This is a genomic window from Exiguobacterium sp. MH3 (assembly GCF_000496635.1).
GTDB classification, from domain to species: domain Bacteria; phylum Bacillota; class Bacilli; order Exiguobacteriales; family Exiguobacteriaceae; genus Exiguobacterium_A; species Exiguobacterium_A indicum.
Genome location: NC_022794.1, coordinates 2333902 through 2355871 on the forward strand (window position 1 = coordinate 2333902; position 21970 = coordinate 2355871).

At 46.9% G+C, this 21970-nt stretch carries 19 protein-coding genes, 1 riboswitch and 1 other annotated feature; of the genes, 3 read left to right on the forward strand and 16 right to left on the reverse strand.

What is annotated here, in order from left to right:
* The first annotated feature begins 51 nt into the window (after positions 1-51).
* Entirely contained in the window at positions 52-1323 is a 1272-nt protein-coding gene (locus U719_RS12305; protein WP_023469099.1) for an NAD(P)/FAD-dependent oxidoreductase, read from the forward strand.
* A 61-nt stretch (positions 1324-1384) separates the two neighbouring features.
* Here the strand turns inward: U719_RS12305 and U719_RS12310 are convergent, their stop codons facing one another.
* From U719_RS12310 to U719_RS12330, 5 genes are all read right to left on the reverse strand, one after another.
* Complete coding sequence (locus tag U719_RS12310; RefSeq protein ID WP_023469100.1) at positions 1385-2362, reverse strand: hypothetical protein; 978 nt, start codon at positions 2360-2362, stop codon at positions 1385-1387.
* Positions 2363-2493: 131 nt separating this feature from the next.
* Positions 2494-4899, reverse strand: a complete 2406-nt coding sequence (gene leuS / locus U719_RS12315; protein WP_023469101.1) for a leucine--tRNA ligase — start codon at positions 4897-4899, stop codon at positions 2494-2496.
* Between the two features lie 47 nt (positions 4900-4946).
* Positions 4947-5169 (reverse strand) — a binding site (T-box leader).
* A gap of 38 nt (positions 5170-5207) precedes the next feature.
* Positions 5208-5852 carry an HAD family phosphatase gene (locus tag U719_RS12320; RefSeq protein WP_023469102.1) on the reverse strand — a complete coding sequence of 215 codons (645 nt, stop codon included), beginning with the start codon at positions 5850-5852 and terminating at the stop codon, positions 5208-5210.
* 94 nt (positions 5853-5946) lie between these two features.
* Positions 5947-6981: a GNAT family N-acetyltransferase gene (locus U719_RS12325; protein WP_023469103.1), complete on the reverse strand. Its 1035-nt coding sequence runs from the start codon at positions 6979-6981 to the stop codon at positions 5947-5949.
* Between the two features lie 183 nt (positions 6982-7164).
* A complete protein-coding gene (locus U719_RS12330) occupies positions 7165-8343 on the reverse strand; it encodes an MFS transporter (protein WP_023469104.1) in 1179 nt (392 codons plus the stop codon).
* Positions 8344-8496: 153 nt separating this feature from the next.
* On the opposite strand from U719_RS12330, the gene U719_RS12335 reads away from it, so the two are divergent.
* Positions 8497-9096 carry a class I SAM-dependent methyltransferase gene (locus U719_RS12335; protein WP_255343803.1) on the forward strand — a complete coding sequence of 200 codons (600 nt, stop codon included), beginning with the start codon at positions 8497-8499 and terminating at the stop codon, positions 9094-9096.
* A 50-nt stretch (positions 9097-9146) separates the two neighbouring features.
* On the opposite strand, the gene U719_RS12340 is transcribed toward U719_RS12335, so the two are convergent.
* The 3 genes from U719_RS12340 to metK form a co-directional block, all read right to left on the reverse strand.
* Positions 9147-9851, reverse strand: coding sequence for a serine aminopeptidase domain-containing protein (locus U719_RS12340; protein ID WP_023469106.1), 705 nt, complete (start codon positions 9849-9851; stop codon positions 9147-9149).
* 78 nt (positions 9852-9929) lie between these two features.
* Positions 9930-10418, reverse strand: a complete 489-nt coding sequence (locus U719_RS12345) for a GNAT family N-acetyltransferase (protein ID WP_023469107.1) — start codon at positions 10416-10418, stop codon at positions 9930-9932.
* Between the two features lie 137 nt (positions 10419-10555).
* Complete coding sequence (gene metK, locus U719_RS12350) at positions 10556-11764, reverse strand: methionine adenosyltransferase (RefSeq protein ID WP_023469108.1); 1209 nt, start codon at positions 11762-11764, stop codon at positions 10556-10558.
* A 128-nt stretch (positions 11765-11892) separates the two neighbouring features.
* A riboswitch (SAM riboswitch) is annotated at positions 11893-12019 on the reverse strand.
* Between the two features lie 234 nt (positions 12020-12253).
* On the opposite strand from metK, the gene pckA reads away from it, so the two are divergent.
* Positions 12254-13822, forward strand: a complete 1569-nt coding sequence (gene pckA, locus U719_RS12355) for a phosphoenolpyruvate carboxykinase (ATP) (protein WP_023469109.1) — start codon at positions 12254-12256, stop codon at positions 13820-13822.
* 230 nt (positions 13823-14052) lie between these two features.
* Here pckA and U719_RS12360 read toward each other — a convergent pair whose 3' ends face one another.
* The 8 genes from U719_RS12360 to U719_RS12395 form a co-directional block, all read right to left on the reverse strand.
* Complete coding sequence (locus U719_RS12360) at positions 14053-15306, reverse strand: EAL and HDOD domain-containing protein (protein ID WP_023469110.1); 1254 nt, start codon at positions 15304-15306, stop codon at positions 14053-14055.
* Positions 15307-15473: 167 nt separating this feature from the next.
* Entirely contained in the window at positions 15474-16238 is a 765-nt protein-coding gene (locus U719_RS12365; RefSeq protein WP_023469111.1) for a S9 family peptidase, read from the reverse strand.
* Positions 16210-16683 (reverse strand): RNA deprotection pyrophosphohydrolase, encoded by a 474-nt coding sequence (ytkD, locus tag U719_RS12370; RefSeq protein WP_023469112.1) that lies wholly within the window; start codon positions 16681-16683, stop codon positions 16210-16212. Before ytkD ends, U719_RS12365 begins: the two co-directional genes overlap by 29 nt.
* A 172-nt stretch (positions 16684-16855) precedes the next feature.
* A complete protein-coding gene (locus U719_RS12375; protein WP_023469113.1) occupies positions 16856-18205 on the reverse strand; it encodes a glucose-6-phosphate isomerase in 1350 nt (449 codons plus the stop codon).
* 113 nt (positions 18206-18318) lie between these two features.
* Positions 18319-19485: an iron-containing alcohol dehydrogenase gene (locus tag U719_RS12380; RefSeq protein ID WP_023469114.1), complete on the reverse strand. Its 1167-nt coding sequence runs from the start codon at positions 19483-19485 to the stop codon at positions 18319-18321.
* Between the two features lie 136 nt (positions 19486-19621).
* A complete protein-coding gene (gene yugI / locus U719_RS12385) occupies positions 19622-20014 on the reverse strand; it encodes a S1 domain-containing post-transcriptional regulator GSP13 (RefSeq protein ID WP_012371159.1) in 393 nt (130 codons plus the stop codon).
* Positions 20015-20451: 437 nt separating this feature from the next.
* Positions 20452-21495 (reverse strand): ribonucleotide-diphosphate reductase subunit beta, encoded by a 1044-nt coding sequence (locus U719_RS12390; protein WP_023469115.1) that lies wholly within the window; start codon positions 21493-21495, stop codon positions 20452-20454.
* Positions 21464-21952: a flavodoxin domain-containing protein gene (locus U719_RS12395; RefSeq protein ID WP_023469116.1), complete on the reverse strand. Its 489-nt coding sequence runs from the start codon at positions 21950-21952 to the stop codon at positions 21464-21466. Before U719_RS12395 ends, U719_RS12390 begins: the two co-directional genes overlap by 32 nt.
* Between the last annotated feature and the right edge of the window lie 18 nt (positions 21953-21970).

Below are 21970 nucleotides of genomic sequence, written 5' to 3' on the forward strand. Positions count from 1 at the left end.
GCAACTTCTGCTAAAGTGAAACAAGCAGAATTCTATGAATGAGGTGACCATATGTACGATGTAATCGTAATCGGGGGCGGACCGAGCGGCTTGATGGCAACGCTCGCCTCCTTACAAGCTGGAGCTCGAACACTCCTGCTCGATAAAGGGAATAAATTAGGAAGGAAGCTCGCAATCTCTGGCGGCGGACGCTGTAACGTCACGAATCGAAAACCACTCGACGAGCTCGTCCAGTCGATCCCGGGAAACGGACGTTTCTTATATAGCGCCTTCTCTCAATTCAACAATGAATCGATCATCGAACTCTTCGAAGGATTTGGCGTCGCACTTAAAGAAGAGGACAACGGTCGGATGTTCCCTGTCTCAGATAAGGCAGCGGATGTCGTTCGTGTATTGATCGATCAAATCCGCGCGCATGGTGCCGAGATTCAAACGGATGCGCAAGTCGCTACGCTCGATTTCCATCCGGATGGTTCTTTTGCAGCTGTCATATTAGAGAATGGCATGCGTCTTGAAGCGAAAAGTTGTATCGTCGCGGTCGGTGGTCAATCTGTTCCGCATACCGGTTCAACGGGTGACGGCTATCCGTGGGCTGAAAAAGCGGGTCACACGATCACGGAACTCTTCCCAACGGAAGTTCCGATTCTGTTAGGTGATACGTTCATTCACGAAAAAACATTACAAGGGCTGTCGCTGCGTGACGTCGCTCTAACGGTCCACGGTAAAAAAGATAAGGCGATCAAGACACATACAGGTGATCTACTGTTCACACACTTCGGTTTAAGTGGTCCGATTGCTTTACGGTGTAGCCAATATACGATCAAAGAACGCAAACGTTCGAAAGAAACGATCGTTCATCTATCGATTGATCTCTTCCCGGACGAATCCCTCGGTGCCTTAACGGAACGTTTCCAAGCAGCCCTTGCCGCAAATCCGAAGAAAACAGTCCGCAATGCTCTTCGTGGTTTCGTACCAGAACGGTTGCTTGAACTCCTATTTGCTCAAATCGGCTTTGGCGATGAAGTCTGTACACAAGTGAAGAAACAAGACTGGACGGACTTCCTCCAACAATTGAAACGATTCCCACTCAGAGCAACGGGAACGCTCGATTTCGATAAAGCCTTCGTCACGGGTGGCGGCGTCTCGATCAAAGAGATTGATCCAAAAACAATGATGTCAAAAAAAGCCGAACGATTATTCTTCGCTGGTGAAATTCTTGATATTCACGGCTATACGGGTGGATACAACATTACAGCCGCGTTCGTGACGGGTCATTGCGCCGGTAGCCACGCCGCAGAAATGGCACGTGACACTGTCTCTTAATATGAACAAGACCCGATTCGTCTGTGTTAATCAGAAGAATCGGGTCTTTTCTTTTTATGCATCAGTCAATCGGTGTGAACGATCGGCTCGAAAACTTATCTGTCTCGACTAAGGCAAACAATTCATTATCCTGTACGAAAATCCCTTTTGAACCATAGACCTTCGGACTTGCCGTCTCTCCCGTGATCGTCTGATCTTTCTGATCAATCGAATAGAGATAGAGTGCTTCTGAATCAAGTGTGTAGATGCGTCCTTGTCGTTCCGCAAGACCAATTGGTCGGAAGTCGGATTCGAATACTTTCTTCGCATCACTTCGCATCCCATTCGCCGGTTCAATTTTACTTCGTTCTACGATCGATAAATACGGCGGCTTTTGCTTTTTCTTTAAAGCCCGTTTTTTCTTTTCCGACGCATCTGGATCAATCTTAATTTTATCCTCTTTCATGGCGAAACGAGTCAATTCCACACGTCCGATTGCACGGATATGATTGATCGTATAGAATTCCTTTTTCTTCGCATCATATCCAAGCCCATGGAAACTGTCTCGAATCGTCGTCCCCTGTACTTTTTCACGTTTTTCTTCGCTCCAGACACCATCTTTTCGCGTGATTGTCACGAGAATCTGATTCGATGTCAATAAAGCGACGGTCTCTCCGTCAACGAGTGTCATGCCATCGAGGCCAGAAAGAAGTAATTTCCCTTCTTCTAATTGGAAGGAGGCATTGATCCTCTCACCTGTTCCACTAATTTCAAAGAAACGATAATCGTCTGTGACGACGAGGTACGACCCGATGGAATCATCATATAACATCTGCTGGACATTCTTAATTAATGGTTCTTCCGGATTCGGAATAGCTGAAGGCGTTTTCGTCGGCACCTGTTTGACAGCTGCCTGATGCTTCGATTGCGTCTCGATTTTCGCGAACGTTTCCTGAATACGCGACATCGTCTCTGGTTTTGAGAAGACGAGCAGTACACAAAGAATCAAACCCGAAACGACGGCAAAAATCGTTGTATAGACTATATAAGATCGTTTCATTGATGGTAATCGCCTTTCTTTCTCGGTTTCTGATTCAGTGTAGCAGAAGGACGTTCAAAAAAAAAGCGGACTTGCGACGGAAATGAAGAAACCCCTTCCATTCGTATCAAGTGAACGGAAGGGGTCATGACTTAGTTCGCGACGATATTGATGAGTTTTTTCGGTACGACGATGACTTTTCGAACCGTCTTGTCGCCGATCCATTCTTGTGTCTTTTCGTCGGCAAAGGCAAGTGCCTCGATTTCTTCTTTTGTCGCGTCGATGTTGATTTCGATTTTCGAGCGAACTTTTCCGTTCACTTGAATGACGAATTCCATCGTATCGCTGACGAGTTTCGATTCATCGAATGTTGGCCATGCCGCATACGTCAATGTCTCTTCAAATCCAAGTTGTTCCCAGAGTTCCTCACCAAGGTGCGGTGCAACTGGTGTTAACAATTGGATGAATCCACGAAGGAAGTGACGCGGAAGCACCGGCTGTTTGTTTGCTTCGTTGACGAAGACCATGAGTTGCGAAATTCCGGTGTTGAACTGGATGTTCGCGAAGTCTTCCGTAACCTTCTTGACCGTCTGGTGGTATGTCCGTTCGAAGTCAGCATCGACTTCTGTGACATCTTGAATGTCTGCTGTCCGTTCGAACAAGCGCCAGACACGATCGAGGAAACGACGCGCACCGTCAAGTCCGTTCTCAGACCAGGCAACTGATGCATCGAGTGGACCCATGAACATTTCATACAAGCGTAACGTATCCGCACCATGCGATTTAACGATTTCATCCGGATTGATGACGTTACCGCGTGATTTCGACATTTTCTCGTTGTTCTCTCCAAGAATCATCCCTTGGTTGTATAACTTCTGGAATGGTTCTTTTGTTGGCACGACGCCTGCATCATACAAGACTTTATGCCAGAAGCGTGCATACAATAAGTGGAGAACGGCGTGTTCCGCACCACCGATGTAAATATCGACTGGAAGCCAGTATTTTAATTTTTCTGGATCCGCGATCGCCTCTTCATTGTGCGGATCGATGAAACGAAGATAATACCAGCAGCTTCCGCCCCATTGTGGCATCGTATTCGTCTCGCGACGCCCTTTCATTCCTGTTTCAGGATCCGTATAATCCAACCAGTCTTCCGCAAGCGCAAGTGGTGATTCGCCTGTACCAGACGGCTTGATCTCCGGAATGATTGGAAGTTCGAGCGGTAATTCCTCTTGGCTAAGCGTCTTCATCGAACCATCTTCCATATGAACGACTGGGATTGGCTCACCCCAATACCGTTGACGACTGAACAACCAGTCGCGGAGACGATACGTGATTTTCTTGCGTCCGACTTGATTCGTTTCGAGTTCAGCAATCATCGTCTCGATTGCTTCTTGTTTTCCAAGACCATCAAGCATATGCGAGTTGACGTGTTCGCCCTCTCCTGTATAGGCTGCTTCATCGACGTTTCCACCCGCGACGACCTCAACGATTGGCAAGTCGAATTGTTTCGCGAATTCATGGTCGCGCTCATCGTGTCCTGGAACCGCCATGATTGCACCCGTTCCATAAGAAACAAGGACATAATCAGCGATCCAGATCGGAAGACGATCACCTGAGATTGGATTGACGGCGAAAGCACCCGTGAAGACGCCTGTTTTTTCCTTCGCTAAATCCGTCCGTTCGAGGTCTGACTTCGTTTGGACTTGCGAAATGTACGTATCGACGGCTTCCTTGTGATCCGCTGTCGTGATGTCAGCTACGAATGGATGCTCCGGCGCAAGCACGAGGTACGTCGCACCAAAGATTGTGTCCGGACGTGTCGTAAAGACCGTAACTTGTTTTTTATGTCCATCAATCGTGAAATCGATCTCAGCACCTTCTGATTTCCCGATCCAGTTCCGTTGCATCTCTTTAACAGAATCCGGCCAATCGAGGTCATCGAGATCTTCAAGAAGACGATCCGCATATTCCGTGATTTTCAAGACCCACTGACGCATCGGAACACGCACGACCGGATGATTTCCGCGTTCAGATAATCCGTCGATGACTTCTTCATTCGCAAGAACGGTTCCAAGTGCCGGGCACCAGTTGACCGCGACTTCGTCCACGAACGCGAGTCCTTTTTCATACAACTTCGTAAAGATCCACTGTGTCCATTTGTAGTACTTCGGATCCGTCGTGTTGATTTCACGATCCCAGTCATAGGAGAATCCAAGTTCTTTCAGCTGACGCTTGAACGTCTCGATGTTTTTCGCTGTGAATTCACGTGGGTCATTCCCTGTATCGAGGGCGTATTGTTCTGCTGGTAACCCGAACGCATCCCAACCCATTGGGTGCAAGACGTTGTATCCTTGCATCCGTTTCATCCGCGCGAGGATGTCCGTTGCCGTGTAGCCTTCCGGGTGTCCAACGTGGAGTCCGGCACCTGACGGATACGGGAACATATCAAGGGCATAAAACCCTTCTTTTTCTGGATCTTCTGTCGTGACGAAGGCGTTGTCTTGATCCCAACGCGCCTGCCATTTTGGTTCAATTTCGCGATGATTGTACGGCATGTCTTTTCCTCCTCTAATCTAAAAAAAACCGGTCCTCCGCCCCTAGGAATAGGGACGAAAGACCGGTTTGGCTTCCGCGGTACCACCCACGTTGTCTATCTATGACAGACCGCTTGATTCACAGATAACGGTGTGAAGGACCGGATTCGCTACTACGACTTCACGAATCGTGCTCCCTGACGAGTTCACGGTTGTTACCGACTGGTTCGCACCCTCCACCAGCTCTCTTGACGGCACCTTTCCCCTACTACTTCAGTTCCCTGCATTTGACTATCTTTTCCTAGTGTAATCTGTTTCTTCCTCAAGCGTCAACGCTTCCGTAAAATTTCCTCGATTTCCGCATGCGATCGCGCAATATGATCTGCTTGTTCTAAACGTTGCGCTGGCATCCGGTCATCAAGAAGCGCAATCACTTCCATACCAGCTGCTTTTGCGCCGATCATCCCGTTTGCAGCGTCTTCAATGACGAGACAATTCTCAGGTGCGTGCCCGATTCGTGATGCCGCAAGTCGAAAAATCGCGGGATCCGGCTTCGAACGCACGACTTCTTCCCCACTGACGTAATGCGTGATTGGAAGCTCGTAATGACGGATGACGAGTTCGATTTTTTGAAGCGAACTCGAAGAAGCGATCCCGATATCGTAACCAAGAGATGTCGCTTGTTCGATGACTTGTTTGACTCCCTCTTTTAAACCACACGCCTCTGGTTTTGCATGAATTTGAAACAAGCGATGTTCTTCCTCAAGTAAAGCACTCGCTGTTTCTGGGAGCTCGTGTTGCGCGACAAGTTCTTCCCACATCTCATCTCCTGTTTTCCCCATGAATGTCGCATACTGAACCGGATCGAGCGGAATCGATAACGTTTTGAACATCTGCTGGTGGACCTCAAAGTAGCGGATTTCACTATCTAAGATGACCCCATCCATATCAAAAATAAGACCTCGTTTTTTCAAGACACATCCCCCTCAATTGATCTATCATGATTTCAGCATATCAAAAAAACGACTACACGATGTAGTCGTTTCACCTTCTTCATTTAGTTACTGTTTAACTTGTCGCCATTTGGACACTGGTTTGTCGGTAAGCCGGAAAATAATCCGAATTAGCATCTGACCCGTATCGTATACACAACTGATCGTATATGGCTGGTTGAAGAATCGATTTTCCTTGATGATACTCAAATAAACGGTACCCGGTGTAACGGCATTTACTCTCAAAGAGACTATCCCGTTCTTGATATCCACCTCCGAGATGTTGTTCGACGAGACCGCGTGCTTTCGCCTGAAGAATCGCTTCGTACTCAAGTCGTTGATTTGGGAACATCTTCGCTTCGTCCCGCTTACAACCAATCAAATGACCGTGGGCATATTCTTTTCCGAGCAATACGAAGTATCCACCAACAGGTTCTCCGTCGATTTCCGCAATCAGTAACAATGGCTCACAGAGTGGATTCGCTTCCAATAATTGCTCAAAATAACTCGCCGTAAAATAGTAATGAGCCGAAGCATTCTTCCGGTCCATCGTTTCATGATACAACGCCAAAAAAACAGATAAATCGTCTCGTGTTCCTGTTCTAACGGTTAACGGTGAAGCGAGCGATTTACGAATCATACTTCTCGTTTTCTTATGGAACGTCTGCATGATTTCTTCTAGTGAGGGGCGCAAATCAATGCTCGTCGTATGACGGATGAAAGAAGCTTCCGTCCAGTTACGCATGAGTCGTTCATTGCCCGTCAACGGATTAAAGCGAATCATTTCCGAGACGACCGATTCTTGCTCCGCCCACCTTTCAAACGATAGACGTGCATGTTGCATTTCAGTTGCGGTTAAGCGACCGACGATTTCCGGTCCGCCGTAGCCATACGGCGTGATGAGATCTGAATAAGGCGTATCAAAAATCCGACGCTTTAAAAAGGGATAGAACAGTGTTCCCGCATGACCTTCATAACGAAATAACACCGCTTGCTCAGACGGTCTAGCGTTAAGCGTGACGTATTGGTGACTGTAGAAGATATCAAGAGGCTGTTGCTGTACGTGTGTCGTCCAAGTTGCGGCATCTGTGATGAATTGACACCTTTCCATTCGTGCACCTCCAGTCAAAAAGAAGCAACGTTCACATGAACTTTCTTTTCAAGTTCTTGATTAGAAAGTACCCGTTTCTTTGCCGAAATATTCCATATTAATAATGATTTGTTTTATAATTAGCGCATTAATGATGTAAAAAAAAGACAGCGAATCTAATGTCCGCTGTCTTACAGATGATGCTCATGATGTGATTTTAGGAATGGCACGAAGGAATACGACGCCTGCTAACAGAATCAATCCAATCAATGTCAAGAAGACCGCTGACATACCGGATAAATCGTAGATCAACCCTCCGACGGTCGGACTGATCATCCGTCCCGCTGAAGCGGCAATATTGACGTATCCCTGGAACTCTCCTTCTTTTCCGATTGGCGCGAGTCTCGCCGCCATAGCAGGAACCGCTGGCCAGATGAACATCTCACCAATCGTCAAAATGATCATCGCGACGAGGAACATCTTGAAGCCGCCTGCGAACGGAACGATCAGATAAGACAAGAGGAAGATTCCTGTACCGGTCATCAATTGTCGCTTCAAGTCATCTCCAAACCACCGGAGAATTGGTGTTAATAAAGGTTGTGCGAACACGATGAGTGCTCCGTTGATCGTCCAAAGAATCGAGTACTCGGAAATCGTGACACCGAGCGATTTCGTGTGTACGGCAAAGGTTCCTTGCCATTGCACATAAACGAACCAAAGTAAGGCATACCCGATCGAGACGAGCAACATCGTCCTTGCCGCACCGCGCGCAAGGGGTGTGCGTGTCGTTTCGATCTCGTCATGTGCCGCATGCATCCGCGCTGGTGCCTGAATCCAGGATAAACCGACGAACAAAATGATGGCAAAGGCGATGTAGAGGACGAGATTGGCGATGAAGATGTACTGAATCGAAAAGGCAGCGATTTGACCACTGACTGCTGTCCCGAGCGCTACACCGACATTTTGTGCGACATAGATCGCATTAAAGGCACGGCGCCCGCCTTCCGGCCAGATGACACCCGTCATCGCGTAGATCGTCGGAAAAACCATCCCACCGACGAATCCAATCAATCCAAGCATCGCGACGTATCCGAGATACGTCTGATGAAATAGCAACAAGCCAACGGAAGACAGGACAAGTCCGATGACACTGATGACAAGCGTCTTCTTGCCACCGAGACGGTCAAACGCTTTTCCACCTAAGTAGTTTCCGACGATTGCTAAGGCAGAGTTGACGAACAATGCCATCCCTGCTTTTGTCATCGACTCTCCTAAATATTCATGAATATATAATGTATTAAACGGCCATAAAAAAGAGGATCCCGTCGTATTGATGGCCATCGCAAGGACGAGGATCCAGACCGCTTTTGGTAATTTTGGCATACCTGTGGTCCTCCTATTTCATTCTCAACCTTGCCACTTTACGCAATCCGTCCCCTAACTGTCAAGCTACTTCGCTTTTCGTCAACGAATCAAAAAATGATATAATGCAGAAAGAATCTTGCACATACTGAACCATTACTAGAAAAACAGACTATAGGAACAGGAGTCTATGCCATGTCACTTGCCCGTGTATTACCTTATACGAAACAATTACTCGAGTCCGTTATCGAGCCCGGAGACTGCGTCGTCGATATGACTGCCGGAAATGGACATGATACACAGTTTTTAGCAGAACGTGTCGGTCCAGAAGGAAGGGTTCTTGCGTTCGACGTCCAGGCACAAGCCATTGAGGAATCGACGCGACGTCTCGACGAAGCCGGAATGTTAGCACGCGTCGACCTTTACCATGAAAGCCACATCCATGTCGGTGCCCGTCTTTCGGACGAACAACGTCCTGTCCGCGCTGGTGTCTTCAATCTCGGATACCTGCCTGGAAGCGACAAATCAATCACGACGACCGGAGAAGAGACGCTTGAAGCACTCGATGCCCTCCTCCCGGTCCTCGCTCCCGGCGGTCTTGTCGTCCTCGTCGTCTATCACGGTCACTTGGAAGGAAAACGAGAACGTGACGCTGTCCTCGATTACGTCACAGCCCTTGATCAGCAAGATTATGCCGTTCTCCAGTATCGCTTCTTGAACCAACAAAATCATCCCCCGTTCATCATCGCGATCGAGAAAAAAGTACGCGGATGATGGGCACAAAAAAGTGATGCCCCTTTTTTAGAGGCATCACTTTTGTGATTTCATTCTTCAACAAGCTTAAAGAACAACATTAATTTTTCTGCAAACCGTGTGTTCAACCGTTCGAAACTAAAATGCGGAAAACCGAGTAGACGTTGTAAGTAAATCTGATCGCCACCCATTTTCCGGCATACTTCAAGTGTCAGCTTGACGTCTGCGAACTGATCGTCCGGTGCATAAAAACAAGCCAAGTTCACACGCGGCAGTTTTTTTCGTTCCTCGTCATGTACGACGATCTCTTCTTCGATTTCCCGGTACTGTGCATAGGTCAGTTCACCGATGCGAACGGTATCTTCCGTACTTTGACCAAACGGCAACGTACCGAGTGGCGCATCGGGCCGGAAACGATCGAACGCACTTGCGAAGACTTGTTTGACGCCTCCGAGTTGTTTCGAAGGGTGCCAATCAAACAACGGTGAAATGAATGCAAGGCTTGCTACCGGTAATTCATATTCTTGCAACAGACGATTGACGACGAGTGCGCCCATGCTACAGGCGACGATATGAATCGGTAGCTTGCGTTTCCCGGCTTCACGTAATGCTTCTTTTAACAGTTGACCATGTTCTTCAAACGAGATACGACGTGGGGCGTCGACGAGCAATACTTCATACTCTCGTTCGAGTACCCGAATCAAAGCTTCACTCGGACGGGCACGCAGTTGTAACGGATAGACTAATACGATGATTCCTGTTGGTTGTTCAACCACAAACTCACCTCTTCACTTCATACTTCCTATTTACGATACCTTATTTCAAACGCACACAAAACCGTCCCAAGACGGATTTCACGAGGCGACATGGCGAAGGCGAATGACAGATTCTACTTGCCCAAAGACTTCTTCCGTCATCTCACTGAGTTCTTCAAAACCGAATGAGGTCAAGAACTGACGCGCTTTATAGTTACGTGCCTCCACATATACTTCGAGTGGGACGGCTCCTTGTCGTTCGAGTTCACGGATCAATCGTCGTCCGATTCCGTTTTGCTGATATTTCGGTAAGACGTACAGACGAATGATTTCCCACGTTCCCTCAACATCAACAGCATGAATGAAACCGACGATTTCCTCATCGATGATTCCGACATAAAAATACTCTCCCCGTGCTTCTTCTGCCGTCCGAATCGCACGAACAACCTCCTCTTGCGGATACGCTTCCTGCACGAAATGCGCTTTCGAGCGCTCGGAATAGATTTCTGCGTACGTATCCAACCAGGATGTGACGGCAATGTCATGAATACGTCCTGCATCGGCTGGAATAGCTTCGCGTATTTCCATAATCGGAACCCCCCTTTGTATTCATACGAATCGACTCATGTACTTTTACCCTCTTCTAGAAAAAACATTCGTTTCCTGCAAAGTTCCACGTAAACAAAAAAGTCCGAAAACCCGCGTAGGGTTCTCGGACTTTTTGATTATGCGAAACGTTTTGCCTGTTCTTCAAGAACTGCTGCTTTATCTGTTTGCTCCCATGGAAGCTCAACATCTGTACGACCGAAGTGACCGTATGCAGCTGTTTGACGATAGATCGGACGACGGAGATCAAGCATGTTGATGATTCCAGCCGGACGAAGATCGAAGTTTTCAGCAACCAATTCGACGAGTTGTGCTTCAGGAAGTTTTCCTGTACCGAATGTATCAACCGCGATTGATACCGGGTGCGCGACACCGATTGCGTACGCGAGTTGAACTTCTGCTTTGTCTGCAAGACCTGCAGCAACGAGGTTCTTCGCGACGTAACGTGCTGCGTATGCAGCTGAACGGTCGACTTTTGTTGGATCTTTACCAGAAAATGCTCCACCGCCGTGGCGTGCGTATCCACCATACGTATCAACGATGATCTTACGACCCGTCAATCCAGCATCTCCTTGTGGTCCGCCGATGACGAAACGACCAGTTGGATTGATGAAGAATTTCGTTGCTGCGTCGATGTATTCAGCCGGGATGACCGGTGTGATGACGTGTTCTTTCAAGTCAGCTTGAATTTGCTCAAGCGTAACTTCTTCCGCGTGTTGTGTCGAGATGACGATCGTATCGACACGAACCGGCTCGTTGTTCTCGTTGTATTCGACCGTGACTTGTGTTTTTCCGTCCGGACGAAGGTAGTCGAGTTGACCGTTTTTACGCACTTCTGCCAAACGGCGTGCGAGACGGTGTGAAAGCGAGATTGGAAGTGGCATGAGTTCTGGTGTTTCTTTCGTTGCGTAACCGAACATGAGACCTTGGTCTCCTGCACCGATTGCATCGATTTCTGCATCAGACATGCTACCTTCACGTGCTTCAAGCGCTTGGTCTACACCAAGAGCGATGTCTGCTGATTGCTCATCGATTGATGTCAATACAGCACATGTGTCCGCGTCGAAACCGTATTTCGCGCGTGTATAACCGATCTCACGAATCGTTTCACGAACGACTTTTGGAATGTCGACGTAAGTGGATGTCGTGATCTCACCTGCAACGAGAACGAGACCCGTTGTAACAGAAGTTTCTGCCGCAACACGCGCGTTTGGATCCGCTGCGAGGATTGCATCAAGAATTGAATCCGAAATTTGGTCACAGATTTTATCTGGATGACCTTCAGTGACTGACTCCGACGTGAATAGTCGGCGATTAAGGTTTGTCATGTATGACCCTCCCAAAAAAGAATTTGACGGTGTACTCATTTCCCCTAGTTGAGTGGGACGGTAAAATGAAAAAAACCTTTCCAAGTCCAAAAAATGGTCAGGGAAAGGTTGTGCGTTCTTCCTTTACCCTCTTATCGTTCGAAGTGTTTACTTCGCTTCAGGAGAGCACCTTTTCCCTCATTAATATGTGAATTAATGTAGGACGGTTGCCGGGTTTCTTCGGGCCTTGTTCCCTCCACCTGCTCAGAATAAGAGTATCCGTTACGAATTACATGATATAAAGTTGTAACTACTCTGTCAAGCAAGGTTTCAAATTCTAGTCGAAACTTTTTGAAAGAGATGTTAAACTGTTAATGCTGAAAGCGTTTCCAGATAAATAGAAATCAGCACTAGAAAATGATTGCTCTCTCTTTAGTATGCCATATATAATAAATGTGTCATACTAAATACAGTGAGCCAAAACCAACGTAGGGGAAAGGTGGGGTCAGGATGCCGATGACGGTCCTGAATATCGAAGAACTACTCAAGAAAGAGCATGTGTTCAAACAACTATCTGTTGCTGAACTTGTCGAACATGCGATTCGAAACGAAGAAGGTGTCCTTGCTGAGAACGGCGCATTATCTGTAGAAACGGGGAAATTTACAGGTCGTTCACCAAAAGATAAGTTCATCGTCCGTGATTCTTCCTGCGAGTCTCACATTGATTGGGGTCATGTCAACCAACCAATGGATGGAGACAAATTTGAACAATTGTTGCAAAAGGTTCTTCGTTACATGAACGAAGCTGATCATCTCTACTATACAGAAGCTGCTGCTGGAGCAGATACGCACTTCACCCTTCCGGTCCGTGTGCTCACACAATATGCTTGGCATAACCTGTTTGCCAAACAACTCTTTTTACGCGAGTATCCTGAAGTGGCTGCCTTCGAACCGTTCACGGTTGTCTACGCGCCACATTTCAAAGCAGATCCTGCCGTTGACGGAACGAACTCCGAGACGTTCATCGCGATGTCGTTCGAACACCGAATCGTCTTGATCGGTGGAACGGAATACGCTGGAGAAATCAAAAAGTCGATCTTTTCCGTCATGAACTACCTCTTACCACAAGAAAACGTCCTTTCGATGCACTGCTCGGCAAACGTCGGACACGAAGGCGACGTCGCCTTGTTCTTCGGTCTATCTGGTACTGGTAAGACCACCCTTTCAGCCGATGATAGCCGTCAATTGATCGGTGACGATGAGCATGGTTGGTCGCACGATGGTGTCTTCAACATCGAAGGCGGATGTTACGCGAAGACGGTCAATCTATCGCGTGAAAAAGAACCGCAAATCTTTGACGCGATCCGTTTCGGAACCGTCCTTGAGAACGTCGTACTCGACGAAGCCCGTCATCCTGATTACGATGATACATCGTTGACGGAAAATACGCGTGCTGCTTATCCGATTACGGCAATCGATAACATCGCTGTTCCGTCACGCGCTGGTCATCCGAAGACGATTGTCTTCTTGACAGCTGATGCGTACGGCGTCTTGCCTCCGATCAGCAAATTGACGAAAGAACAAGCGATGTATCACTTCCTATCAGGATATACATCAAAACTCGCTGGAACAGAACGTGGGGTCACGGAACCAGAAGCGACCTTCTCGACGTGCTTCGGTTCACCATTCCTTCCACTGATGCCTGAAAAGTATGCGACGATGCTCGGCGAATTGATTGATCGTCATGGTGTTACCGTTTATCTCGTCAACACGGGCTGGACAGGCGGTGCTTACGGAACAGGTAGCCGCATGAAGCTATCTTATACACGGACGATGGTCAACGCTGCCGTTAACGGCACACTTGCAACGATTCCAACAGAAGAACACCCGATCTTTGGACTTCATATGCCGCTCGAAGTTCCTGGTGTTCCAAGTGAGTTACTCAACCCGGTACGCGTCTGGTCGAATCCGGACGAATACGACACACAAGCGCGTTCGCTTGCTGAGAAATTCCAGAACAATTTCCTTCGTTTCGAGAGTGCGACGGATGCGATCAAGTCAGCTGGTCCGCGCCTATAAAGTAGAGTTTTCTGACTTGCATCAAAAAGATAGACACCGAATTTACATCAAGTAACTAAAAAATCTGAGTCCGGTCTTCACGGACTCAGATTTTTTAGTTACTCCTTAATCCTTAGAAATTCTTCCTATTAGGCGATTCGAGACGAATAAAAACGTGTAATCCTACTCAGTTAAGAGAATGATTACACGTCGTCTTATGTCTAGAAAAAAGTCTTCAAACTCTTTTTTAGTTATATGATCGAGTCTGACTCTTCTTGAATATGTTTTTCTCGCTGCATGAGCCACTCTTGACTTTCCGTCAGTAATGCATAGGCTCGCGGAAGTGATACATTTAAACGCTGACTCAGCAGTTCAAACTGATCAAAATCACCTCGATCTGCACTAATCGCAAGCACTAAACAATCCCGAAACGGATGATCCTTTCCTTGTAGAACAATCTTCAGAGAATCTTCGAGTGGCAATTGATCGATGATATCGTCAATATCAACAGATAATAACGCATCGATGTGCGATAACAAGCCAATCATGTAAGCACTCTCCGGTTGTAGTGTTCGGGTTTCGGTAGCAAAGAGTTCACAGAGCTTCGCACAGTGTAAAGAGGACCGTAATAACTCATTTGACCACTCATAAGGACTAGCAAGCTTCATCTCACGTAAAACAATCAACGAAATCCAACTTTTGAGTTGCGAAAAGCCAAGCAGTGAAATCGCTTGACGAACGGAACTGACAGTATTGCGTAAACCCATTCCTGGAGAATTGATCAGCTGTAACACTTGAATACTAATATAGGGATTCGCTTCAATCTCATCAATGACCTCATCGTACTTTTCATCCGTATCGAGCCATTTCAACATTTTTAACAAAACCGGTAGTTGCGGTGGGACCGCCTTTCCTTTCATCAACATCGGTTTAGCATAAAAATATCCCTGAAACCAGTCATATCCCATGTCAAGACACCGTGTATGATCTTCGTGCGTTTCGACACGCTCAGCCAACATTCGGATATGAGGATAATTGCGACGGACAATATGGAGGATAGCACTTTGCTCGCGAGGGGAAATCGTCTCGATGTCGATTTTAATTAAATCGATCAACTCAAACAATTCCGCTCCATGCTGTCGGAGTAAATCCGTCACAAAATCATCGAGTGCTAACGTAAAGCCCGCGTCTTTCCAACTATGTAGAACAGACAGCATCTCTGTATCGATCTCAACTGTTTCTAGAATTTCAATGACGAATTGGCTTGGATCCAAATAATGAATCAAGTCACTTTTCAACAGCTCTGCCGTGAAATTAACAAATAGCTTCTTGCCTTCTGCTACATGATCTACTCCCATATGAACAAGTGTATTCGTCAAAACATCCATCGTCGCTAAATCACCATCAAACACACTGATTTGTTCAATCGAACGATACAATAGTTCAAATGCATCAATCGAACCTACTCGATTAACGATGGGTTGACGTGCTAATAAGATATCCATCGTTCTCATGCCCCCTCTATTCTTCTCAGATGTCATCTATTATATCAAAGTTTACTTTTTAGGAGATTATTGTTTTTTACAACATATCAATGTTCTTATTTTTTAATTCTATGCCATTTTCCGTAACACAAAAAAACAGCACGACATTGGTCGTACTGCTTGAACTATCACCTTTCATCCGGATTCCATATACCAGTCTCAAACCAATTCAACACATTCCGCGTCACACGCAACTTGTCATGAATCGGAAATTGATGGGCATAGGCATAAGTCTGAAGCATCGTTTTTTCGGAATAACGTGCGGCATAAGCCGTCGCGTGGCGTAAACGAACGTTCTCATCATACGCACCGTGAATCAATAACACTTCACCTTGAGGTTCGACATGGAGCGGCGAGCGAACCGCGTATTCATCAGGAACCGTATCTGGTGTACCTCCCGTGTATCGCCGCAGCATCTTTTGCATCGTCTTCTGCTCTTCATACGTCCACGTCAACTCCGTCACCCCTGCCCAGGAAACCGTTCGAGCGACTGGACGGTGATGCGCCAGGAGCAGTGCCATCTGTCCACCACGTGAAAATCCAAATGCGTGAACATGCGAAACACGTTGCTGTAACCAGTCAAAGGCGCTGCAGGCGTCTTCGATATCGTGATGTCCAAAGTCTTCTTTTCCCGTGCCGCCTAGATTCCCTCGATAGAAAGGTGCCATGACAAAAAAGCCTGCCTGTGCGAACGCGAGCAATCGAGTCGGTCGGACCATTCCGATCGAACGCGTTCCACCACGCAAGTAGAGAATTCCCTGACCGTTCGCAACTTGCGGGAGTACGATATAGGCACCGACCCGTTCTCCATCCGCTGTGGTATAAAACATCCGAAACGTCCGAAACGGACCTTGCCGCGGAAGTTCAAACCAATCGGCGTTCGCTAAGTACACGGAGCGTCTCCGGAAGGACACGGTCCTTCATCATGAAACTGTATTGTCGATTCGTATCGAGACGTTCAGGGAGTTCCTCGAATAGAAAAGCACCGTCCGTTTCATCCACGGCAAGATGAGACGACAATGATCCGATTTGCGCGAAGTAGATGTTTTTGATGATCGTATCGCCTTTTCCAGCAACCCGATACTGCCCGACATATGAGAGGGAATCGATTTCCCCACCTGTCTCTTCCATCACTTCACGACGTGCAGCTTCTTCCGCCGTTTCCCCTGGTTCAACCTTTCCACCAGGAAATTCATAACCACGTTGCTTATGATGGGTCAGCAACCATTTTCCTTCGTACACGGCAATGACCCATACGTGCAAGGGACGATCCGAGAACGGATGGTCATCAAAACTTAACTCCACTTGATTTTGATAATAATCCAAGAATGTAATCACGTACGTGCACCTCATTTCTTCTTCTAACTTCACTTTACCTGTTTCACGGGTATTCTAAAAGTGAAAACGCTAGGATTACCTGTAAATCTGGAAAATGATAGCCTACTATCATCCGCTAAAGACAAAAAAACAGCCGATGTTCCACTAGGGAACGATCGACTGTCGTTTCATATTACTTCAAACGTGCTTCGAGTTCTGCTTTTTCTGCTTCGAATCCTGGTTTCCCAAGAAGAGCGAACATGTTTTTCTTGTACGCTTCGACGCCTGGCTGATCAAATGGGTTCACTCCGAGGAGATAACCACTCATCGCACAAGCTTTTTCGAAGAAGTAGAACAGGAATCCGAGGTGATACGGTGTCATCTCTGGAAGTTCGACTGTCAAGTTCGGTACTTGTCCGTCCGTGTGCGCAAGCAACGTACCTTCTGCTGCTTTATCGTTAACGAATTGAATCGACTTCCCTGCAAGGAAGTTCAATCCATCGAGATCCTGAGCATCTTCTTCGATCGTCAATGCATGACGTGCTTGACCGACTTTGATGACTGTCTCGAACAGGTCACGACGACCTTCTTGGACGTATTGTCCCATCGAGTGAAGATCCGTCGAGAAGTCGACTGCTGCTGGGAAGATCCCTTTGAAGTCTTTTCCTTCTGACTCGCCGTATAATTGTTTCCACCACTCTGACACATAATGAAGTGCTGGTTCGTAGTTGACGAGAAGCTCGATCGTCTTCCCTTTCGCATAGAGCGCATTTCGAACGACCGCGTATTGATACGCTTCGTTGTCAGCTAGGTTTTCGCTCGCGTAGCGCTCTTGCGCGTCACGGGCACCTTGCATCAACTCTTCGATTGAAATACCAGCTGCTGCGATCGGTAATAGACCAACCGGTGTCAACACAGAGAAACGGCCGCCGACATCATCCGGAATGACGAATGTCTCGTATCCTTCAGAGTCTGCGAGTGTTTTTAATGCACCACGCGCTTTATCCGTCGTTGCATAAATCCGGTGTTTGGCTTCTGCTTTACCGTATTTCTCTTCCATGAACGATTTCAAGAGACGGAACGAAATTGCTGGTTCTGTCGTCGTACCCGATTTCGAGATGATGTTGACCGATACATCTTTTCCTTCGAGGACTTCGAATAAATCGTGCAGATACGTCGATGAGATATTATGACCTGCATAGATGATTTGTGGTGCTTTGCGATCTTCTTTTGATAACAAGTTATGGAATGAGTGTCCGAGCATCTCGATCGCAGCGCGCGCTCCGAGATACGAACCGCCGATTCCGACGACTAACAACACATCAGAATCCGACTTGATTTTTTCTGCAGACGCTTGGATGCGTGCAAATTCCGCTTGATCGTAATTCGTCGGAAGATCTACCCATCCTAAGAAATCACTTCCTGCACCTGTTCCTGCATGAATCGCATGGTGAAGCGTCTTTACCGTTTCCGCCATATGATCTACTTCATGTTGACCTACGAATTGTAGGGCTTTCGAATAATCAAAACGTACTGTTGACATGCCATCGTCCTCCTTATTCATTCGCAACGAAATGCGACCTTCCTTTTCATTAAAACGCAAGAAGGAAGGTCGTTCAAGTCTTTTGTGAAATGAGTAGCAAATGTTACAGATTGTTATAGGGCAGCTGTCACGATTTGACGAACGTCTTCGTTTCCAAGTGATTTGAAGTTTCCGAAGTCGCCGCGTGTCATTGCTGACTTGACGATTGCGTCAACTGTATCTTCTTTGATGTCGTAATCAGCGAGACGATTCGGTGCACCGAGTGATGTCCAGAAAGCACTGATTGCGTCGATTGTCGCGTGTGCTGCTTCCATCTCTGATTTACCTTCCGTATCAACGTTAAAGACGTTCTCACCGAGTGTGACGAAACGATGTGCGTTTGATTCGTCGAGTACGTGGCGCATCCAGTTCGGGAAGAGGATCGCAAGTCCACCTGCGTGCGGGATATCGTGAACAGCTGAAACCGCGTGCTCGATATTGTGTGATGCCCAGTCGCCACGTGCGCCCATTTGAAGGACACCGTTGAGCGCCATCGTACCAGCGAAGAGAATCGTGCCACGAAGTTCAACGTTCTCGAGATCGTTGACGAGTTTCGGTGCTGCTTCGACGACTGCTTTCATGACACCTTCTGTCATCCGTTCTTGGACCGGCGCATGCGCAGGGTGGAAGTATTGCTCGAGGCAGTGGCTCATCATATCGACGATACCGTAGATTGTTTGATCTTTTGGCACACTGACTGTGTACTTCGGATCAAGGATTGAGAATGTTGGGAACGTAAGCGGGCTACCCCAACCGTACTTCTCTTGTGTCTTCCAGTTCGTGATGACGGATCCTGAGTTCATCTCAGAACCTGTTGCTGCAAGCGTCAAGACTGTTCCGAATGGGATGACTGTTTCTGGTGTTGCTTTGCCGATGACGAGATCCCATGCTTCGCCTTCATAAGGAATACCAGCAGCGATCAATTTCGTGCAGTCGATGACAGAACCGCCACCGAGTGCAAGCAATGCGTCAACGCCTGCTTCACGTGCAATTTTGATACCGCGCTCTGCTGTCTCGATACGCGGGTTCGGTTCGACACCGTCGCATTCGACGTACTCGATTCCTGCCGCGTTGAGTTCACGTGTGACATCATCATAAACGCCATTACGTTTAATACTGCCGCCACCGAAGACGAGCATGACTTTCTTTGCACCGAGTGCTTCGAGTTGTGGTTTCAATTGGCTGACTTGACCGTCACCAAAAATAAGTCTTGTTGGATTGCGATATTCAAAGTTTTCCATCTGTGTTGCCTCCTCAATAAGTAATGAACACCTTACATTATCCACACATTCCCCTTTCGCATCTAATTTAATGCTTATTCTATGTAAAAATCGCATAAAAAAAGAGAACCGACCGATGTCGATTCTCTCATGTGGCTTATTTTTGGAAGTTTGATTTTTCAATCCATTCTTCCAATTTACCTTTAAGAACGTTGAATCCAGGTGCTTCTTCTTGTTTGAAAGCAGGACCTGCATCGCGACGTCCAGCGTTTTTGCGTGGACCTTTCGCGCGTGCTTCACGTTTTGGAGCTTCCTGAGTTGCTTTGATCGAAAGCTTCATTTTTTTGTTAGCTTCGTCGATGTCGAGAACTTTAACAGTTACTTCATCGCCAACTTTTACGTAATCGTTGATGTCTTTTACGTAATCGTGTGAGATTTCTGAGATGTGGACGAGACCTTGTGTTTGCTCGTCAAGTGCTACGAAAGCACCGAAGTTTTGAATACCAGTTACTTTACCAGTAACGACTTGGTCTTTTTCAAAGTTTGCCATAATGTATACACTCCCTAACTAAATTCATCAACTTATAATAACACACTTTTCTTGTATCGTAAAAAATATTTTTGGAATTTGTTTATTTTTTATTTCACGAGGGAACATTTTAGTAGCAAGACTTCAAGTATTCCCCCTGATTCTGCCGAACTTTCCGAGTTCGGCCCTTTTTTTGTTCTTTTGTTGAATTGACCTAAGTGACAAAGAAAAGTAATGCTTGAAACGAGAAAGACGAAAGACAGATAAGACTATCAAAAAAAAACGGACAGTCTCGGTCTGCTCGCTTTCCGCGGACAAGCCCTCATGCCGCTTTAGATGCGTCGCATCTTCCAGGGTCATGATGACTTGTTTTTCCGCAGGAGTCGAGCAGAACCTCGCCTGTCCTAGCGTAAAGGAAATATAGAGTAGAAGCAATCATCAATTGATCTATTTATTACTCACAGATCGTCGAATCCATTCGCATCCGTTACTTTCGCATACGAACGTGATTTTTGTTCGAAGAAGTCCGATTTTGTCGCGTTCATCGAATCATCCGAATACGCACGAATCCATGGCATGACATCTTCGTCGTGCCCTTCATAAAGATCCGACAAACCGATGACGCGAAGACGTTTGTTTGCGAGATATTTAACGTAATCACGCATTTCACTGACATCAAGACCGTCTAGATCACGCAAGACATATTCGCTCCACTCGATTTCAAGATCGACGGCACGCTTGAACGTGTCGTAGACGAATTGTGTGAAGGAGCCATCGGCATCGATTTCTGGATGCTCCGACAGGACAGCACGTAACAATTGGCTGATGAAGTACGAGTGTTGTAATTCATCCCGTTGAATGTAGCTGATCATCGTCGATGTTCCGACCATCTTTTGATGACGTGCTAAGTTATAGAAGAAAGCAAAGCCAGAATAGAAATTGATCCCTTCAAGAACAATCGAAGCAACGAGCGATTTCGCGAAATTCTCTGGAGTCCGGTCATTTTGGAAATCTTCATATAAATCAAGGATGAATGCATTACGCTTCATGACCATATCATCGTCTTTCGCGATATCGAAAATCCGGTTTTGTTCAGCCAATGGAACCAAGCTGGATAAGACGTAGCTGTACGATTGATTATGAACGACTTCCTGTTGCGCAACGATCGCAAGAATCGCGTGAACCGATGAATCCGATGTGAACATTGCCGATTCCAAGATATAACGTGTCTGAACCGAGTCAAGAATCGAGAGTAGCCCGATGATTCGTTTAAAGGCATCCTGTTCCCGTTCGCTCAATTGATTCCACTGCTGCATATCCTTCGACATCGAGATCTCATCTGGGATCCAGAAGTTCGATAACAGTTGTTTGTAGATCGAATAAAACTGTGGATACGCAATATCGTTCCAGTTTACGATGGCACTCGTTTCGCCACCGATGATTGCTGTCGCGCGATTCGGATGACGTGCATCAAGCAGTTTGATTTTTTGTAGCTGTTCCATGTGCTTCGACTCCTTCTTGCTGTAATTGAAGAATGGTCCGTTTCGTCCATTCCTTGACGAGATGTGGGCGATTGCGTGGTGACTGCTCGATTTTCAATAGTTCGCCGGCAAGCGGCACCCCGAATTTCGAGAGATGATACGCCATCTCATCAACGGCGCGACAATATTTGACGAACATCTTGTCCCCTGTTCCAAAAACAGCTGCCTGCGGAATCGCATGCGAACTCTCCTTTAGAACGGTTCTGAGACAATCGCGCATATCGTCGGGTAGTTGCCCATCTCCCCACGTATACGAACCAAAATAGACGATATCATAAGGCATTAACTGATACGTCGTCACTTCATCCGCAAACAACATCGTCGGCTCGATTCCCATCTCAGAACACGTCTTCGCGACGAGTTCTGCCACCTCCTCCGTGTTTCCACTCAATGACGCATATACGATTGCTGCCTTCATGATATCGTCCTCCTTATC

Bases quoted from the DNA above. Each gene is read 5' to 3' on its own strand.
- pckA (WP_023469109.1), top strand. From the start codon at position 12,254: ATGCCGATGACGGTCCTGAATATCGAAGAACTACTCAAGAAAGAGCAT.
- U719_RS12305 (WP_023469099.1), top strand. From the start codon at position 52: ATGTACGATGTAATCGTAATCGGGGGCGGACCGAGCGGCTTGATGGCA.
- leuS (WP_023469101.1), bottom strand. From the start codon at position 4,899: ATGCCGTACAATCATCGCGAAATTGAACCAAAATGGCAGGCGCGTTGG.
- U719_RS12375 (WP_023469113.1), bottom strand. From the start codon at position 18,205: ATGTCAACAGTACGTTTTGATTATTCGAAAGCCCTACAATTCGTAGGT.
- U719_RS12345 (WP_023469107.1), bottom strand. From the start codon at position 10,418: ATGGAAATACGCGAAGCTATTCCAGCCGATGCAGGACGTATTCATGAC.
- yugI (WP_012371159.1), bottom strand. From the start codon at position 20,014: ATGGCAAACTTTGAAAAAGACCAAGTCGTTACTGGTAAAGTAACTGGT.
- U719_RS12310 (WP_023469100.1), bottom strand. From the start codon at position 2,362: ATGAAACGATCTTATATAGTCTATACAACGATTTTTGCCGTCGTTTCG.
- U719_RS12330 (WP_023469104.1), bottom strand. From the start codon at position 8,343: ATGCCAAAATTACCAAAAGCGGTCTGGATCCTCGTCCTTGCGATGGCC.
- metK (WP_023469108.1), bottom strand. From the start codon at position 11,764: ATGACAAACCTTAATCGCCGACTATTCACGTCGGAGTCAGTCACTGAA.
- U719_RS12325 (WP_023469103.1), bottom strand. From the start codon at position 6,981: ATGGAAAGGTGTCAATTCATCACAGATGCCGCAACTTGGACGACACAC.
- U719_RS12380 (WP_023469114.1), bottom strand. From the start codon at position 19,485: ATGGAAAACTTTGAATATCGCAATCCAACAAGACTTATTTTTGGTGAC.
- U719_RS12390 (WP_023469115.1), bottom strand. From the start codon at position 21,495: ATGGAACAGCTACAAAAAATCAAACTGCTTGATGCACGTCATCCGAAT.
- U719_RS12360 (WP_023469110.1), bottom strand. From the start codon at position 15,306: ATGGATATCTTATTAGCACGTCAACCCATCGTTAATCGAGTAGGTTCG.
- U719_RS12395 (WP_023469116.1), bottom strand. From the start codon at position 21,952: ATGAAGGCAGCAATCGTATATGCGTCATTGAGTGGAAACACGGAGGAG.